The sequence below is a fragment of the Kribbella sp. NBC_01510 genome, from assembly GCF_045040325.1.
In the GTDB taxonomy this organism is placed as follows: Bacteria; Actinomycetota; Actinomycetes; order Propionibacteriales; family Kribbellaceae; genus Kribbella.
On sequence record NZ_CP109418.1, the window covers coordinates 7763535 to 7779941 of the forward strand.

At 68.3% G+C, this 16407-nt stretch carries 15 protein-coding genes; 6 read left to right on the forward strand and 9 right to left on the reverse strand.

Annotated features, from left to right (window positions below; genetic code table 11):
• Positions 1-40: 40 nt before the first annotated feature.
• Entirely contained in the window at positions 41-985 is a 945-nt protein-coding gene (locus tag OG558_RS38005; protein WP_405067339.1) for a LysR family transcriptional regulator, read from the forward strand.
• A gap of 31 nt (positions 986-1016) precedes the next feature.
• Here OG558_RS38005 and OG558_RS38010 read toward each other — a convergent pair whose 3' ends face one another.
• From OG558_RS38010 to OG558_RS38025, 4 genes are read right to left on the reverse strand one after another with little or no spacing between them, the layout of a single operon-like run.
• Positions 1017-2018, reverse strand: a complete 1002-nt coding sequence (locus OG558_RS38010) for a sugar phosphate isomerase/epimerase family protein (protein WP_329476273.1) — start codon at positions 2016-2018, stop codon at positions 1017-1019.
• Between the two features lie 26 nt (positions 2019-2044).
• Positions 2045-3205 (reverse strand): xylose isomerase, encoded by a 1161-nt coding sequence (gene xylA, locus OG558_RS38015; protein ID WP_329476272.1) that lies wholly within the window; start codon positions 3203-3205, stop codon positions 2045-2047.
• Positions 3202-4365 carry a Gfo/Idh/MocA family protein gene (locus tag OG558_RS38020; protein WP_405067340.1) on the reverse strand — a complete coding sequence of 388 codons (1164 nt, stop codon included), beginning with the start codon at positions 4363-4365 and terminating at the stop codon, positions 3202-3204. Before OG558_RS38020 ends, xylA begins: the two co-directional genes overlap by 4 nt.
• Before the next feature lie 27 nt (positions 4366-4392).
• The gene (locus OG558_RS38025) at positions 4393-5664 is read right to left on the reverse strand and encodes an ROK family protein (protein WP_405067341.1); all 1272 of its coding nucleotides are present in this window, start codon (positions 5662-5664) and stop codon (positions 4393-4395) included.
• Positions 5665-5797: 133 nt separating this feature from the next.
• Between OG558_RS38025 and OG558_RS38030 the strand changes: the two genes are divergently transcribed.
• Positions 5798-6064 carry a hypothetical protein gene (locus OG558_RS38030; RefSeq protein WP_405067342.1) on the forward strand — a complete coding sequence of 89 codons (267 nt, stop codon included), beginning with the start codon at positions 5798-5800 and terminating at the stop codon, positions 6062-6064.
• A 24-nt stretch (positions 6065-6088) separates the two neighbouring features.
• On the opposite strand, the gene OG558_RS38035 is transcribed toward OG558_RS38030, so the two are convergent.
• The 3 genes from OG558_RS38035 to OG558_RS38045 all read right to left on the reverse strand — a co-directional run bounded on the left by OG558_RS38035 (position 6089) and on the right by OG558_RS38045 (position 8338).
• A complete protein-coding gene (locus OG558_RS38035; protein WP_405067343.1) occupies positions 6089-6868 on the reverse strand; it encodes a hypothetical protein in 780 nt (259 codons plus the stop codon).
• A gap of 257 nt (positions 6869-7125) precedes the next feature.
• On the reverse strand, positions 7126-7935 hold the full coding sequence (locus tag OG558_RS38040) for a dienelactone hydrolase family protein (protein ID WP_405067344.1): 810 nt from the start codon (positions 7933-7935) through the stop codon (positions 7126-7128).
• Between the two features lie 58 nt (positions 7936-7993).
• A complete protein-coding gene (locus OG558_RS38045) occupies positions 7994-8338 on the reverse strand; it encodes a YciI family protein (protein ID WP_329476266.1) in 345 nt (114 codons plus the stop codon).
• A 157-nt stretch (positions 8339-8495) separates the two neighbouring features.
• Here OG558_RS38045 and OG558_RS38050 point away from each other — a divergent pair, with 157 nt between their 5' ends.
• Together OG558_RS38050 and OG558_RS38055 are read left to right on the forward strand one after the other, a co-directional pair.
• Complete coding sequence (locus OG558_RS38050; RefSeq protein WP_405067345.1) at positions 8496-11372, forward strand: S8 family serine peptidase; 2877 nt, start codon at positions 8496-8498, stop codon at positions 11370-11372.
• Positions 11373-11631: 259 nt separating this feature from the next.
• Complete coding sequence (locus OG558_RS38055) at positions 11632-12348, forward strand: hypothetical protein (RefSeq protein ID WP_405067346.1); 717 nt, start codon at positions 11632-11634, stop codon at positions 12346-12348.
• Positions 12349-12448: 100 nt separating this feature from the next.
• Here OG558_RS38055 and OG558_RS38060 read toward each other — a convergent pair whose 3' ends face one another.
• A complete protein-coding gene (locus OG558_RS38060; protein ID WP_405067347.1) occupies positions 12449-12625 on the reverse strand; it encodes a hypothetical protein in 177 nt (58 codons plus the stop codon).
• 269 nt (positions 12626-12894) lie between these two features.
• Here OG558_RS38060 and OG558_RS38065 point away from each other — a divergent pair, with 269 nt between their 5' ends.
• Positions 12895-14493 (forward strand): alkaline phosphatase family protein, encoded by a 1599-nt coding sequence (locus tag OG558_RS38065; RefSeq protein WP_405067348.1) that lies wholly within the window; start codon positions 12895-12897, stop codon positions 14491-14493.
• A gap of 54 nt (positions 14494-14547) precedes the next feature.
• Here OG558_RS38065 and OG558_RS38070 read toward each other — a convergent pair whose 3' ends face one another.
• The gene (locus tag OG558_RS38070; protein ID WP_405067349.1) at positions 14548-15528 is read right to left on the reverse strand and encodes a VOC family protein; all 981 of its coding nucleotides are present in this window, start codon (positions 15526-15528) and stop codon (positions 14548-14550) included.
• A gap of 224 nt (positions 15529-15752) precedes the next feature.
• Here OG558_RS38070 and OG558_RS38075 point away from each other — a divergent pair, with 224 nt between their 5' ends.
• Positions 15753-16400 (forward strand): alpha-ketoglutarate-dependent dioxygenase AlkB, encoded by a 648-nt coding sequence (locus OG558_RS38075; protein WP_405067350.1) that lies wholly within the window; start codon positions 15753-15755, stop codon positions 16398-16400.
• Positions 16401-16407 lie beyond the last annotated feature (7 nt).

A 16407-nucleotide genomic window follows, 5' to 3' on the forward strand; every position in this document is an offset into this window, starting at 1 on the left:
ACAGGCTCGCGAGCAAAAGGCATGACTTAGCATCTGAGTCATGCCTTTCGCCTATACCCTTCGGCTGCTGTCCTACGTGTGCGCGATCGCTGACGAGGGATCGATCACCGCGGCGGCCGATCGGCTCACCATCAGCCAGCCGTCGCTGACCAGACAGGTTCGCGACCTCGAGCGGCGGCTTGGCGTGGCGCTGCTGGACCGGACGCCTCGAGGGGTCACCCTGACCGCCGCCGGGGATGTGTTCGTCGCACGGGCGGCTGACATTCTCCGCAGTGTCGACAACCTCGACGCCGAGGTCCGCGCCGTCGCCCGCGGGCACGCCGGACGTCTCCGGATCGGCTTTGTTGGATCTGCCATCAATGGACCGTTGGGTCCCGCCATCGCGCGGCTGCGCAGCGAGCTGCCAGAGGTCGAACTGCAGCTGCGGGAGTCCTTCGACGACATGTCGCTGATGGCGGAGATCAAGGCCGGCGACCTCGACCTCGCGGTGCATCGCCTCCCGATCAGGGCCCCGGAACTCCTGAGCATCCCCTGGGCGCAGGAGCCGTTGAGTGTCTTCCTTCCCGACAACTCTCCGCTGGCGGCCGACACCGGGCCGCTCGCATCAGAGGCGCTGAGGAACTTGAACCTGGTGATGTGGCCGCGCGAATCCGCGCCCCAGGCCTATGACGAGGTGATGGCCATCTACCAAGACCTCGGTGCGGTCCCCCACTGCGTTGCGACCGCTCACACGGTGCAGGCGATTCTCGCACTTGTCGCGGCCAGGGTCGGTGCGGCGTTGATGGCGCAGTCGTATCGCTCGCTCCGACGGGTCGGCGTACGCGCACGCCCGCTGGCCGACTACCACGTGACGCACTTCATCACGATTGCCAACGGCAACAGGTCGGCCGTCCTCGAGCGCTGCCTGGCGATTCTTCAGCGGCATCAAGCCCGGCACCTGACCGCGTCGGCCACTTCGCCGTCCTGGAAGCCCCCGACCATGTGATCAGGGACCTCCAGGACTTCTTCGCCAAGCTCTAGGACGAGAAGGCCGCGTCGAAGGAGGCGGTGGGTGGGTCGAAGGCGAGCGAGCGGACGAACTGGACGGCTTCGGCGGCGCCGACCAGGCGGTCCATCCCGGCGTCTTCCCATTCCACCGAGATCGGGCCGGCGTACCCGATGGTGTTGAGCATCCGGAAGCATGCCTCCCAGGGGACGTCGCCGTGGCCGGTGGACACGAAGTCCCAGCCGCGGCGCGGGTCGCCCCAGGCCAGGTGCGAACCCATCCGGCCGTTGCGCCCGTTGCCGACCTGGCGCTTCGCGTCCTTGCAGTCGACGTGGTAGATCCGGTCCTTGAAGTCCCACAGGAAACCGACCGGGTCGAGGTCCTGCCAGACGAAGTGCGACGGGTCCCAGTTCAGCCCGAACGCCGGCCGGTGACCGATAGCGTCCAGGGTCGCCGTCGTCGACCAGTAGTCGTACGCGATCTCCGACGGGTGCACCTCGTGCGCGAACCGGACCCCGACCTCGTCGAACACGTCGAGGATCGGGTTCCATCGGTCGGCGAAGTCCTGGTACCCGGCCTCGATCATGGCCGGCGGCACCGGCGGGAACATCGCGACCGTCTTCCAGATCGACGACCCGGTGAAGCCGACGACCACGTCCACCCCGAGCGCGCGGGCGGCGCGGGCCGTCGTCTTCATCTCCTCGGCGGCGCGCTGCCGGACGCCTTCCGGCTCGCCGTCGCCCCAGATGTGCGCGGGCAGGATCGCCTGGTGCCGCTGGTCGATCGGGTCGTCGCAGACCGCCTGCCCGAGCAGGTGGTTCGAGATCGTCCAGACCTTCAGGTTGTGCTTCTCGAGGATGTCGAGGCGGTCGCGCACGTACGCCTCGTCCTCGGCGGCACGCCGTACGTCGAGATGGTCACCCCAGCAGGCGATCTCCAGTCCCTCGTATCCCCAGGACGACGCCAGCCGGGCCACCTCCTCGAACGGCAGGTCGGCCCACTGGCCGGTGAACAACGTGATCGGTCGAGCCATATGGTCCACTCCTCAGGCGATCATGGTCAGCGGACACCGAGCAGGTGCTCCATCGCCAGCTGGTCCAGCTTCTCGAAACCGAGACCGCGGTCGGCCAGCGCCTCCCGGTCGTACTTCTCGCTGCGGAGGTCGGCCAGCGTCTCACCCTCGGCCAGCGTGGGCTCGGACAACTCCGCGACGCGTGCGGCGGCAAGGGCCTCCGCGACCTCGGGGTCGGCCCGGAACGCGCGCGCCTTGTCGCGCAGGATCAGGTAGTTCCGCATGCAGGCCTTCGCGGTCTCCCAGACGCCTTCCTCGTCCTCGGTGCGCGGCGGCTTGTAGTCGAAGTGGACGTGCCCGTCGTACGCCGGGTAGCTTCCGGATCCCTGCAGGACGTCGACCGTCCAGAAGGCCTCCCGCAGGTTCCCGGCCCCGAACCGCAGGTCCTGGTCGAACCGCGGACCGTGCTGCCCGTTCAGGTCGATGTGGTACAGCTTGCCGTGCCACAACGCCTGCGCGATGCCATGCGCGTAGTTCAGCGAGGCCATCTGCTCGTGCCCCACCTCGGGGTTGATGCCGACCAGCTCGGGATCCGCCAGATCGTTGATGAAGGCAATCGCGTGACCGATCGACGGCAGCAGGATGTCACCGCGCGGCTCGTTCGGCTTCGGCTCGATCGCGAAGCGGATGTTGTAGCCCTGCTCCCGCACGTACGCGCAGAGCAGATCCATCGACTCCTTGTACCGATCGAGCGCGGCCCGCACGTCCTTCGAACCGCCGGACTCGGCGCCCTCACGCCCACCCCAGAGCACGTACGTCGCCGCCCCCAGCTCGGCCGCGAGGTCGACATTGCGGAGCACCTTCGCCAGGGCATACCGCCGGACCTGGCGATCGTTCGCGGTCAGGCCGCCGTCCTTGAAGACGGGGTGGCTGAACAGGTTCGTGGTCATCATCTCGACGCCCAGGCCGGTGTCGGCCAGCGCCTTGGTGAACCGCTCGAGCACCTGCCCGCGAGTGGCGTCGTCGGGTACGACGTCGTCGTCGTGGAACGTGACCGCGGCCGCGCCCAGTTCCGCGAGCTTCTCCACCGCGTGGACCGGGTCCATCGCGGGGCGGACCGCCGTACCGAAGACGTCGACGCCTTGCCAACCGACGGTCCACAGACCGAAGGAGAACTTGTCGTCCTTGGTCGGGGTGTAGCTGTTCATTCGGCAATCTCCTGCCATTGTCGTGTCGTGGAACTGGACTCGACCGCGGCCAGCACACGCTGGACCTGCAGCCCGTCGGCGAACGACGGTGCCGGATCGGCTCCTTCGGCGATCGCGGTGACCAGGTCGACGACCTGATGGGTGAACCCGTGTTCGTAACCGAGCAGGTGGCCGGGCGGCCACCACGCGGCGACGTACGGGTGGGCGGGTTCGGTGGCGAGGATGCGGCGGAAGCCGGCGGTCCTCGAGTCTTCGGTGGCGTCGTAGAAGTGCAGGAGGTTCATGTCCTCGAAGTCGAACGCGAGGCTGCCCAGGCTGCCGTTGATCTCGATCCGGATCGCGTTCTTGCGGCCGGTGGCGAACCGCGTCGCCTCGAAGACGCCCAGCGCGCCGGAGCGGAAGGTGGCCAGGAACACGGCCGCGTCGTCGACTGTGACCGGTCCGCGTTCGGTGCCCGCCGTACCGGCCAGGCCGGAGTGCTCGGCGGCGACCGGGCGCTCCTTCACAAACGTCTCGAGCCGGGCGCTCACCTCGCCGATGGTGTCTCCGGTGATGTACTGCGCCATGTCGATGATGTGCGCGCCGATGTCACCGAGCGCGCCCGAGCCGGCCTTCTCCTTGTCCAGCCGCCACGACAGCGGCGCCTCCGGGTCGGCGATCCAGTCCTGCAGGTACTGCGCCCGGACGTGCCGGATGGTGCCGAGCTTGCCCTCGGCAACGAGCTGGCGAGCCAGCCCGATCGCCGGCACCCGGCGATAGGTGAACCCGACCATCGACCTGATCCCGTTCGCGGCCGCTGCCTCGGCCGCGGCGGTCATCGCCTCGGCCTCCTCGACCGTGTTCGCCAGCGGCTTCTCGCACAGCACGTGCTTGCCCGCCTCCAGCGCCGCGATCGCGATCTCGGCGTGACTGTCGCCCGGCGTGCACACGTCGATCAGCTGGATGTCGTCGCGGCCGAGCAGCTTGCGCCAGTCGGTCTCGGTCTCCTTCCAGCCGAGCTTCGTCGCGGCCGCCTGGACGGCCTCGGCGTTGCGGCCGCAGAGCACGTTCATCGCGGGGTCCAGCGGCAGGTCGAAGAAGCGCGGCGCGCTCCGCCAGGCCTGCGAGTGGGCCGCGCCCATGAACGCGTAGCCGATCAGGCCGATGCCCAGGTTCGTCATTGCTCTCCTCTTAGCTCTCGAAATCGGTCATTGGGCTATCCCCGTGGTCACGCGGCCGACCAGGGTCGGATCGACGAAGACCTGGTCGAGCGAGATCTGCGCGCCGCCCCGGACCGCGGCGGCGAAGCCGAGCTCGGACCGGACCACCCGGCAACCGCCGCCGTCCGGGGCGATCACGCGGTCGCGGACAGCCTTCTCCAGTGGCTCTTGCAGCCACGGTCCGAGCACCGCGAAGTAGCCGCCGAGCACGAGCACGTCGGGGTTCAGGATGTTGACCAGGATCGCTCCCCCGATCCCCAGCCAGGTGCCGACGTCCTTCAGCGCGGTCAGTGTCCGTGCGTCACCCGCCTCGGCGCGCCGCACGATGCCGGCCAGCCGTTGCTCCACGTCCAGGGACGGATCGCGGACCGGATCGTCGCCGTCCGTTGCCTCGTGCAACAGTGCGGGCAGCCCGACGACGGTCTCCCAGCAGCCGGTCCGGCCGCAGCCGCAGACCCGGCCGGGCGGCGCCACCGGCATGTGCCCGACCTCACCGCTGAACCCGTGCCCGCCGCGGAGCAGGTGCCCTCCGGTGACCACCCCGCCGCCGACACCGACTGCCCCGGTCAGCAGGACGAGATCGTGCACCTGGTCGTGCTGCCGGATCTCGGAGTACGCCGCCAGGGCCGCGAGGTTCGCCTCGTTGTCCACGTGCAACGGGTACGTCGGCTCGCCCAGCCGGGCGCGCATCTCCTGAGCGACCGAGAGCTCACCCCAGCCCAGGTTCGGAGCGAGCTTCAGGTCACCGGTCTCGCCTTCGACCAGACCGGGCACGGCGAGCGTCACACCGGCAAGCTGTCCACCGCGTGCATCCACGGCCGCGACCGCCTCACCGACCAGGCCCGCGAACCGGTCGAGCGTCGTACCCGGGTCGAGGTGGGCGACGTCGAGCGGGACCCGCTTCTCGAGGACGACGTTGCCGGCCAGGTCGAGCGCGGCGACGGCGAGATAGTCGACGTTGATCTCGGCGCCGACGCCGCAGACGCCGGTGCCGTCGAGCTCGACGAGCTGGCCGGGGCGGCCGAGGGCGCGAGTGGAGTCGGCCGGGCCTTCGCGGAGCAGGCCGCGCTCGACGAGCTCGGCGACCAGGCTGCTGACGGTCGCCTTGTTCAGTCCGGTGTCTGCGGCGATCCGGGCGCGCGATCGCGGACCGAGGTCGCGAACGTGCCGCAGCACCACGGACAGGTTGTTGCGGCGGAGCGAGACGTGATCGGCAGCGACCCCCCGGTTCCCCGGGCGACGACCGTCGGTCAGCGTCATCTGCCACCCCTCCCGACTTTGTCTGTTGACCCAACAAACTAAGTTCACGCGAGAACGGCGTCAAGAGCTTGCGACGATCGCTTTCTTGCAAGAGTCTGTTCAAGATTTCCTACCGCCCCCACAGGAGTCAGCCATGAAGCTCGCTGGCCGGCTCAGGGATCCGCGCGCTGGACGAGGACGGTACGGCGTGCTGCGCCGACTACTACCTGCGGTTGACCAACGGCGGTCGGATGTTCAAGGGGCAGGCATCGGTGACGTCGGTCCAGCCGACGGTCCGATGCCGAGCCAGGGCACGGGTGGCGTGATCTTCTACGAACGCGTCGACTACGGCAGCGCGTCCGGCGTGGACCAGGACCTCGGACATGCCGAACTTCATCGCGCTCTCGCCGAACGCGAATGACCAGCTGACGTCCTGCCGGATCTCCTAGAACAGCTCCATGCTGTCCGCGGCGGCGGAGATGACCGGGTTGTCCAAGTAGAGGCGGCAGGCGATCGCGTGGCCGGCGCAGGTGAGGAGCGCCGGGCCGGCCGCATCGACCACCCGGTACGCGACGGGGTGCTGACAGCGCTCGACAGCGCCCTCGTTCGTGTGCTCGCAGCCGAGGATGTGGCACGTGACGGTCTCACCGACGTTCATCAGGGTGAGGCCGTGCTTGGGACAGACACCCCAGCCGACACCGCAGGCCTGGCCTTCGTTCGCCGCCAGGCGGATCAGCTGACCGGCGGTGACCTCCAGTTCGCTCGCGATCGTGCGGAAGGTGCTCGCGGCCTGGTCGAGGTCGCGGCGGAACCGCCGCAGTTCGACGGTCTCGGGCATGCCACGGGTCGCGGCCTGCAGGTTCTCGGACAGGGCCATCGCGGCGACGGCGATCTCGTCGACCCGGACGGGCGTGTTGAACTGGCCGAGCGTACCGTTCGGCACCCTCGGGCGGTCGCGGACCTCCTTGGTCCAGTCGCTGCGCGGCGGACCCTTCCGGCTTGGGTCCTGGGCCTGCTTCTCGCCCGCGTCCTTGACCTGGGCCTCGCCTTCTCCCACCGGGATCTCCGCGATCTTCTGGTCGGCCTGCCAGCCGGCGCCGGCCGGGTCGTCCGCCGGGACTTGTCCGAGCCGGGCTTCCGGTTGCGGACCGTGACCATTGGTCCCGTTCGCGGCCGCGGCCCCGTTCACCGGGACTCGGCTCTCCTGCGCTGTCCGCCCGTTCATGCAGCCTCACTCGTCAAGTGCCTGGCCATCGCCATGCGCGCCCCCTGAAGTGCCTCCGGTGGCCGATCGTGCCATGCCTGCAGCGCTTGAGACCAGAGGAAATGCCCGCGCGTCACCCACCGCGCCCCCGCCCTTGCACTCCGCAACAATTCACCCCAGATACGGCAAGCCTCCCCCACGCAGCGTCCACTGAATCACACGCTCTGCATTCCTCAACGTTGCTTTAACATTTCCACACTGACAGTCACCAGCGGGTGTCAGCCGGTAGCAGTGAGGTGCTGCCGGAGGAATTCGACCATCCGGGCGCGGGCGTGAAAGGCCGTGTTCGGCGGGTCCTCCCGCAGGTCCCGGGTGAGCACTGCGTGAGCGCTCCGGCCGTACCCCTCCGGATTGCCCGGCGCGGAGTCGAGCTCGATCACCTCGAACGCGTCACCGAGTTGCGCCCGCAAAGTGGTGAACCGCTCGGACGGCGACATCCGGTCGTGGCTGAACCGCATGCCGAGCACGCACAGCCCGTCGGTGCGGGTCCGCTCCTTGACGACCTCGAGCTCGGCCTCGGACAAGCCCGGATCGCGCCGCAGCCGCGCCGACATCGGGAACGGCGTCGACGGCTGGCTCAGCACCGGCGCCTTGACTGCGTCCTCGACCGCCGTGGCGAGCGCGAACCCACCGGTGAAGCACATCCCGATCACGCCGACCCCGCGTCCCGGCGTACGCGCGGCCAAGTCGTTGGCGACGGCACCCAGGTACTTCGTGATCGGACGCTCGGCGTTGGCCGCGAAGCACCGGAACTCCTTGGAAACACACAGGCGCGCCACCATGCCCAGCGTGTACCCCATGGTCTCGGGGCGTCCCGGCGTACCGAAGGGCGACGGGATCACCACGGTGAATCCCTCGGCGACCAGGTGCTCGCCGAGACCCAGCACCTCGGGCGTCAGGCCGGGGATCTCCGGGATCAGCACGACCCCCGGGCCTGCACCCTTCTCGAAGCAGTCGAACGTCAGGCCGGCGCCGGTGAACGGCGCCCGCCGCCAGCCGGCCAGGTCGGAGCTCGGTGCCGCAGTCATGAGCGCAAGCTTAGAGTGCGCGATCGGCAACAAGCTGTTGTCGGGTCGGCGCCGATCTTCACTCTCGGAGGTCCTCAACGATCGCGCGGATCTCGACCATGCCGAACTCGGCGACCGGGTGCTTGGAGGCGATCTCGATCGCCTCGTCCAGGTCCCGGCAGTCGATCAGGTCGAAGCCGCCCATCTGCTCCTTGGACTCGGCGAACGGGCCGTCGGTGGTCACCACTTTGCCCGCGCGGCGTCGTACGCCGGTCGACTCGGCCGGCGGCTGGAGGGCGGCGCCCTCGCGACGGATGCCGCGAGCCGTCACCTCGGCCACCCAGGCCTCGGTCCTCCGGACCATGTCCTCCGGCACGCCGTCGGCGTAGTCGTCATCCGGCCGGATCAGCAACATGTACTTCATCGATCACCTTTCGTAGTGTCGAGCGCCGTACGTCGGCACTCAGCCAGGACGTCGTTGCACGATTGCAGCTTTTGACATCTGGTCCGGCACGCACAGCGGTCCAGACCTCTGACATACTCCGGGCGACTATCACTCTGAGACCCTTGGGGGGGTCCCCTTGTCCTTCCGCCCCGCCCACTTGCTACGCCTGGGCTTACCCGCCGCCCTGGTCGCGGGCGGACTGGTCGTCCTGACCAGTTCCTCCGGTTCCGCGGCCCAAGGTCCGTACCGGCCGCCCTTGACCGCTCACCACAACGCCGCGAAGACCGAGTTCGAGCCGAACGCAGTGATGGTGAAGTTCAAGAAGAAGGCGACGTCCTCGGCCCGGAAGGCCGCGGTCTCCAAGTTCCGCGCCACCACCGAGGACTCCGTCTCGTCGGATGTCGTCAAGCTCACCGGCGACCTCCCGGCCCCGGACCTGCTGAAGAAGGTGAAGGCCGACCCGACGGTCGAGCTCGCCTCGCTGAACTACAAGCGCAGCATCTCGGCCGTCCCGAACGACGAGTTCTACAGCACCGATCAGAAGACCTACCTGAACACCGTCCGGGTTCCGCAGGCCTGGGACCTGTCCAAGTCGACCGGCAGCCAGATCGTCGCCGTCCTGGACACCGGCGTCGACGCCGGTCACCCCGACCTCGTCGGTCACCTCGTGCCCGGCTACAACGCCACCTCGCCCAACCGCGGGCCGATCGACGACAACGGTCACGGCACCATGACGCTCGGCATCATCGCTGCCGGCGCCAACAACGGCGTCGGCGTCGCCGGCGTCGGCTGGTCCACGAAGGCGATGCCGGTCAAGGTCCTGGCCGCCAACGGCACCGGGTACGACGTCGACATCGCCGAGGGCATCGACTGGGCGGTCGCCCACGGCGCCAAGGTCATCAACATGTCGCTCGGCGGACCGGACGACAACGCGGTCCTGCACGACGCGGTGCGGCGTGCCGTGGCCAGTGGCGTCGTGGTGGTCGTGGCGGCCGGTAACTCGGGCAACTCGGACCGCCAGTTCCCCGCGGCCTACCCCGAGGTCATCGCCGTCGCGGCGACCAACGCCGGCGGCGTCCTGACGGACTTCAGCTCGTACGGCGACTGGGTCGACATCGCCGCCCCGGGCTGGGACATCCTCAGCACCGGCGCGCGGTCGCTGACCCCGCCCGGCTTCCTGCCGTACTGGTACTGCACCGGCACCTCCTGCTCGGCGCCGATCGTCGCGGGTGTGGCCGCGCTGGTGAAGAACAAGTGGCCGACGTTCACCCCCGCCCAGGTCGCCCAGCGACTCAAGGTTCTGGCACGTGACGCCGGACCACGCGGGAACGACCCGTACTACGGCGCCGGCATGCTCGACGCGTACGCCGCTCTCGGCGGCAAGTGGACGACGGACTTCCCGGTCAACGCGGCGGACGGCAACGATCAGCCTGAGCGGGCGATCGCGGTGTCGACCGACACCGGCTCGATCAGCTCGACCATCAGCGTCGAGGGTGACGTCGACTGGTACGAGGTGACCTCGGCGGCCGCGCGCAACCTCAAGGTGTCGCTGACCGGGCCGCAGTTCAACTGCGCCTTCTCGTCGAACTTCGGGCCCCGGGTGGCGGTGTACGACGGCGACCTGCTCCCGCTCACCGATGCGGCGAACCCGTACCCGACGACGCCGATCGACCCGGACACGGGGTGCAACGCGCCCGTACAGCTGACCGCGACCGCGAACGTCAGCGTACAGGCCGGCAGCACGTTCATTGCCGTGCGCAACGACAATGGGTCGCGGGACACGCGGGCGTACACGTTGACCGTCAGCGCGGAAGGCCCCGGTGGCTCCAGCTGGGGCTTGCCGTACCCCGTGCGCGACGTGTCTCCGGCTGACCTGTCGACGTCGGCAGCGGTGTCCGTCAAGCCGACACTGACGTTCGCACGCGACATGGATCCGGCGACCGTGATCCCGGCCACGGTCAAGCTGCTGAACGGCAAGACGGACGCGGTCGTTCCGGCAACCCTCACGTACGACGCGGCAACGCGGAAGGCAACGATCACGCCGACCGCGCCGCTGCTGGACAACACCGCGTACAAGATCATCGGCGAGACTCTCAAGGCTGCTGACGGCACGGTGCTGCCATTGGTCAGGACGGTGTTCAGCACGGCCGACCTCGCACCGCAGGCGGTGGGGACGTTCGACGCCACTGGCGCCTACCTGGCGGCGAACCTGTCGTGGAAGGTGCCGGCGACCCCCGACCTCGATCAGGTGATCGTGCGGCGGAACGCCGGAAGCAAGGCGCCGACGATCACCACCGGGGTGCTGGTCTACGCGGGGTCCGGGTCCGCGGTGAAGGACACCGGGTTGCTGCAGGGGACGACGTACACCTATGCGGCGTGGGTCAAGGACCGGGGTGGGAAGGTCAGCCCGGTCGCGACCACCCAACTGCTCGGCATGAAGTCGGGGATCGCCGTCACGTCGACGCTGATCAATTACGGCGGGTCGATCACCATCAAGGGCAGCACGCTGCGTATCGACAACAAGGCGTACGCCGGGCTGCCGGTCAACATCTACGTACGGCCGAAGAACGTGACGGCGTTCAAGTTGCTGGCGGCGCTGAAGACGTCGTCGACCGGCACGCTCAGCTACGCGTACAAGCCGGCCGTGTCGTCGGTGATCATGCTGACCTTCCCGGGCAACGGTGACCTGATGGGGACCCGGACCGCGGACGTCACGGTGCAGGTGGCGCCGACGATCTCGGCGACGCTGGCGCCGGCGTCGATCCGGCTGGGCGGTGTGACGAAGTTCAACGGGTACGTCGCACCGGCGCATTCGGGCAAACTGGTGTACCTGCAGCAGTACGGGAACAAGGTCTGGAAGTCGATCGCCTCGGTGAAGCTGAGCACGTCCGGTGCTTACGCGTTCGGCATCAAGCCGGCCATCCGTGGCCAGATCGCCTACCGCGTGTGGTTCCCGGCCGACGCCGACCACGCCCAGGCGTACACCGTGAACAAGATCCTCACGGTGAGCTGACAGCTCGACCCACGCACACCCCGGCCATTCCTGGCCGGGGTGTGCTGGCTTATCGGTCAGGCCCGTATCGGCGTTACAGGAATTGCAGCAAGCTGCAGATCAGGTCTCCGTTCGGTCTCGCTGCCTTGACGCCCGTGCGGACTAGGCCTGTATCGTTCAGGCCGCCGCCGTTGACCAATCGTCAACGTGGCAAGGATTTTAACGTTCGAGCTGCGGGGGCGGGGGCCTTCCTCACAGTTCTTGTCTGGGGGGAATCACTATGAGACCGAATCGACGGCATGTCCTGATGGCCGGGGCGGTGGCGGCGGTTTCGACCGTTGTAGCTGCCGAGAGCGCTACCGCGGCCGACCTTTACGGATCCGGCGAGCTCGTGAACTGGACCGTCCTCAGCCGGGCGATCGCGAGCGAGGCGACGATCACCTACGTCCGCGACCACGACGGCGTGTACATGTTCGGCGACAGTATCGCGGTCCAGGACGGCAAGGCGCTGGCCACCCGGCTGCTGAGCCGCTCCGGCGCAAGCTTGGCGGTCAACAACTGGTCGGGGCGGCCCACGGCGCCCGCGGTCGACGCGCTCCAGAGCTGGGCCTCCAGGTACGGCCTGCCGCGACGGATCCTGATGGCCACCGGCACCAACGACATCTTCAATCCACCGGCGTTCGCCGCCCAGGTGGATCGCACGATGAACATCGTCGGATCGCACCGCACCGTCGTCTGGGTCAACACCCAGATCGCCCGGACCACCAAGTCCGCGACCGTTCAGCTCGCGGATCAGCGCAACAGCGCCTGGGTCAATTCCCAACTGTCCGACGCGCAGAAGAAATACCCGAACCTCCGCATCGTCCGCTGGGCCGAATACCTCGCGGCCAAGCCGGCGCGCCTCACCATGTACCTGCGCGAAGGCGTCCACACCACGGTGCCCGGCGGGCAGGATGCACGCAACGAACTCATCGTGCAGGCGCTCACAGCCCAGTAGGCCCCTCGGGTCGGACGACCCGCACCGCGCATCATCACCATCGGACTGTGCGTATGCGAGTTCACCAACCCAGGCACAGCCAGCAACCCAGCCCTGTCGATCACCTCCCACTCCCCCGGCTCCCCCGACGCCGCGATGTCGCGGGCTCGTGGGAGGTGGCGGGCGTCGGCGTGATCGCGGTGATCCGGCCGCTGTCGACGTGAATGTCCTGAGCCTCGTCGACCCGGCACTCACCGGTCTCCGGCACAACCAGCACCGCGACGTTCCGAATCAGCACGCGTGACATCCGTCCTCCAGTCGGTGGGCGTCGTAAGGCAGTCTCGTGGACAGTCGGGCCATCGGATGCAGTGCTACATGTCTCGCTGCTCACCAACCACGACGATCCGCCGAGGTTGCACCTCTCGGTCCGGTCCTCCAGCCGAGATCACCCTCGCGGGGTGGCTCATCTGTGGCACAACTTGCCTACATTCGGCCTAAAACCAGAACACCGGCTCGCCTGCGGCGGTCAGTGGCGGCGGTGCTCTATCGGGAGATCAGGAGTCTGGGATGGCGGGTCAGAGCAGGGACAACGCGCTTGATCACGTGGTCGTGGTGCTGTTCGAGAACCGGTCACTGGATAACGTGCTCGGTCGCCTGTACGGGCCTGCGGACGGCAAGACATTCGAGGGCGTGCTCGGCAGGGACCTTTCGAACCCGATCCCGGAGTGGGCCGAGCATGGTGCCGATCGCAAGGTGGTGCCGTACACGGTGGCCACCGACATGGACAGCCCCAATCCCGACTCCGGCGAGGAGTACCCGCACACCAACACCCAGCTGTTCAACATCCAGAACGAGCAGAACCGGTTCAAGCTCGGCGAGGAGATCACGGCGCCCTATAACGCGCCGGCGCCCGGCCAGGTGCCGACGATGGACGGCTACGTCACCGACTACATCAGTTGCTTCACCGCCGAGATGGGCCGCCAGCCCACTTACGAGGAGTACTCGCAGATCATGACCGGGTTCACCCCGGAGCAGATCCCGGTGCTGAGCGGGCTGGCGCGGGGGTTCGGGGTGTTCGATCACTGGTTCTGCGAGGTGCCGTCGCAGACGCTGCCCAACCGGTCGTTCTGGACCGCCGCGACGTCCTCGGGATTCTCCGTGAACTCGCCGGTCAAGAACTTCGTGCAGAAGAACACTGCGGAGACGATCTTCAACCGGCTCGAGGACCACGGCAAGACCTGGAAGGTGTACGTCGCCGAGCCGATGCAGCTCTCCGCCACGGGCCTGATCCACTTCTCCCGGCTGAAGGACCGGTTCGCGACACACGTCGTGCCGTTCGCCCAGTTCGAGGCCGACGCCGCTCACGGGGACCTGCCCGACTTCTCGTTCCTCGAGCCGTCCCTGGGGGTGGGGCACAACGACTACCACCCGGCGTGCGGGCGAGCCCTGGGGCACGGGATCGCGGTGCAGAGTTTTGACCCGCCGTCCTCGATTCTGGGCGGTGAGGCCCTCCTGGCACGGATCTACAACGCCTACAAAGGGATGCAGTCCCCCACCGGGTCCAACGTCTGGAACACGGCCCTGCTGATCGGCTGGGACGAGCCAGGCGGCACCTACGACCACGTTGTGCCCCCTTCGGTGCCGTCACCGGACCCGTCCGCTCCGGCAGGCCAGGACGGCTTCACGTTCGACCGCTCGGGCTACCGGGTCCCGGCCATCATCGTGTCGCCATGGGTAGCCGAAGCCGAGGTGTTCAACGAGGAGTACCGGCACACCTCCTTGATCGCCACGCTGCGGGAACAGTGGGGTCTGGGAGACCCGTTCACGGCGCGTGATGCTGCTGCCCGGACGTTCTCCCACGTCTTCACCCTCGACACTCCGCGAGACCCGGCCACCTGGCCCGTCCCCGATCCGCGACCGGTGCCACAGTTCATGGAGGATGCGGTAGCCCTGGGCACGAGCCTGTCCACGCTAGGCAAGACCCTGTACCAGGGGATACGGGAGCACGCCGATCAAAACCACATCGAGATCGAAGGCCTGCCCAAGGACCCCAAGGCCGACGTGCCCCCAGAACAGGCGCTGAATGTGCTGCGGAACTTCCTCGCCACCATCTTCCCTCTGCTGGCTCCTGCCGCTCCGGGACCAGGCGCCCCAGGCACCGCCTGATTCCGGCCGCGCTGCAGAAGACCGACAGACCTCCTGAAGACCGTTGCCGTCGGCTCATTCGCCCTTGTAGCAAAGGCAGAACGGGTGGCCGGCGGGGTCGGCGTACACGGGGCAGCTGCCGCCCTGCGGCGGTAGCCGTGTCGCTCCGAGCCCGTGGGCGAGGCGTTCCTTCTCGGCGCGGTCGTCGAAGCCGATGTCGAAGTGCATCTGCGGCGGGTATTCGGGGTCGGGCCAGCGTGGTGGTTGGTAGTCGGGGACGCGCTGCAGGGAGAGCATCGGCAGCCGGTCGTCGTCGCGGGCGATCACGATCCGGTCGGGTGAGTCTTCGACCGTACGGGGCATGTCCAGCACGGCACCCCAGAACCGCGCCAGCGGTGCTGGATCGGCGCAGTCGATCACCACGCGGACGAGCGTGCCGAATCGGTCCGTGGGTTTGGTGAGGCCGGGGTACAGGCAGAAGGGATGGCCCACCGGGTCGGCGTACACGCGCCAGCCGGGGAAATCCTCCAGCTTCGTCGCGCCGTGCTCCAGCACCGCGCGCTCGGCGGCCTCCAGGTCGGCGACGTGCACGTCGAGGTGGATCTGCGTTGGGTTTGCCGGGTCGCGCCAGCGTGGAGGGCGCATCTGGCCCTCGCCTGACCCGATCCGTCCATGGGTGAGCATCGAGTAGAACGCGCGCAACTCGTCCTCTCGCTCCTGGGGGCAGCCCACGACGACCCAGAATCGTCCGTCCTGCTCGTCGGGGTCGACCGACGTACCGACGACCTTGGCGGCCTCGTCGAGCACCACGCTCACGAGTGCCTGTCCACGGTTGCCGACCAGGACGACGCGGACCATGTGGTCGTTGACCTGCCGCGCACTGCTCACCGTCCGGTCCGAACCCGCGAGCTCTTCCACATCTGGCTGCCACGCCTCGGCGATCCACGGACCTGGATCCCATCCGAGGAGACCGCTGACCGCGTTGGCCGCTGGTACGTCCGCTTGCTCCGACGCGTCGACCCAGCGGCATGCGACTTCGACGAGGTCTCGCGGCATCTCCGAAGTCTCATGCCGGCGGGCCACCCGATCAAGACTCGGCCAGCCCGGGGGCTGGACCTGGGCTAGCGAATTGGTCGGCGGTCTCGCGACATGGAACCGGACGTCAGGGGCGGCGTGGTCAGGGGCGGTTTCGAACCGCCGCTCTCCGCTTTTCAGACCTCGGGATCACAGCATCTGATCTTAAGGGAACGGGTGTTCGAATCCCGGGGTATGGTGGGGGCATGGGTGCTGACCTTCAGGGCTCGTTGCTGGATGCGTTCGAGGATCCGGCGTTGGGGTCTTTGGATGGGCTCGGGCGGACCGAGCTCGGGCGCGGTGCGTGGATCGATGTGCTGCCGGGATGGTTGACCGGGGCGGATCAGGTGTACGAGCGGCTGGCGCGGGACGTGCCGTGGCAGGCGGAGCGCCGGCAGATGTACGACCGGGTGGTCGACGTGCCGCGACTGCTCTGCTTCTACGGCGAGAACGAGGACCTGCCGCTGCCGATCCTGGACGAGGCCCAGGATGCGTTGAGTGCGCGCTACGCCGAGGAGCTGGGCGAGCCGTTCCGGACGGCGGGGTTGTGCTTCTACCGGGACGGCCGGGACAGCGTCGCGTGGCATGGGGACCGCATCGGGCGTGGGAACCACGAGGACACGATGGTGGCGATCCTGTCCGTCGGTGAGCCGCGGGTGCTCGCGCTGCGGCCGCGACCGGGTGGTGGTTCCGCCGGGCCGGTGGGGTCGACTGTCCGATATCCGCTCGGGCACGGGGACCTGATCGTGATGGGCGGCTCGTGTCAGCGCACCTGGGAACACGCGATCCCCAAGGCGTCGGGGCGGGTAGGTCCGCGGATCAGCATCCAGTTCCGCCCCCGCGGCGTGCGCTGACGGCCTC

Excerpts from the sequence above, each read along its gene's own strand:
- OG558_RS38005 (WP_405067339.1), top strand. The coding sequence starts at position 41 with ATGCCTTTCGCCTATACCCTTCGGCTGCTGTCCTACGTGTGCGCGATC.
- OG558_RS38010 (WP_329476273.1), bottom strand. The coding sequence starts at position 2,018 with ATGGCTCGACCGATCACGTTGTTCACCGGCCAGTGGGCCGACCTGCCG.
- xylA (WP_329476272.1), bottom strand. The coding sequence starts at position 3,205 with ATGAACAGCTACACCCCGACCAAGGACGACAAGTTCTCCTTCGGTCTG.
- OG558_RS38020 (WP_405067340.1), bottom strand. The coding sequence starts at position 4,365 with ATGACGAACCTGGGCATCGGCCTGATCGGCTACGCGTTCATGGGCGCG.
- OG558_RS38025 (WP_405067341.1), bottom strand. The coding sequence starts at position 5,664 with ATGACGCTGACCGACGGTCGTCGCCCGGGGAACCGGGGGGTCGCTGCC.
- OG558_RS38030 (WP_405067342.1), top strand. The coding sequence starts at position 5,798 with ATGAAGCTCGCTGGCCGGCTCAGGGATCCGCGCGCTGGACGAGGACGG.
- OG558_RS38035 (WP_405067343.1), bottom strand. The coding sequence starts at position 6,868 with ATGAACGGGCGGACAGCGCAGGAGAGCCGAGTCCCGGTGAACGGGGCC.
- OG558_RS38040 (WP_405067344.1), bottom strand. The coding sequence starts at position 7,935 with ATGACTGCGGCACCGAGCTCCGACCTGGCCGGCTGGCGGCGGGCGCCG.
- OG558_RS38045 (WP_329476266.1), bottom strand. The coding sequence starts at position 8,338 with ATGAAGTACATGTTGCTGATCCGGCCGGATGACGACTACGCCGACGGC.
- OG558_RS38055 (WP_405067346.1), top strand. The coding sequence starts at position 11,632 with ATGAGACCGAATCGACGGCATGTCCTGATGGCCGGGGCGGTGGCGGCG.
- OG558_RS38065 (WP_405067348.1), top strand. The coding sequence starts at position 12,895 with ATGGCGGGTCAGAGCAGGGACAACGCGCTTGATCACGTGGTCGTGGTG.
- OG558_RS38070 (WP_405067349.1), bottom strand. The coding sequence starts at position 15,528 with ATGCCGCGAGACCTCGTCGAAGTCGCATGCCGCTGGGTCGACGCGTCG.
- OG558_RS38075 (WP_405067350.1), top strand. The coding sequence starts at position 15,753 with ATGGGTGCTGACCTTCAGGGCTCGTTGCTGGATGCGTTCGAGGATCCG.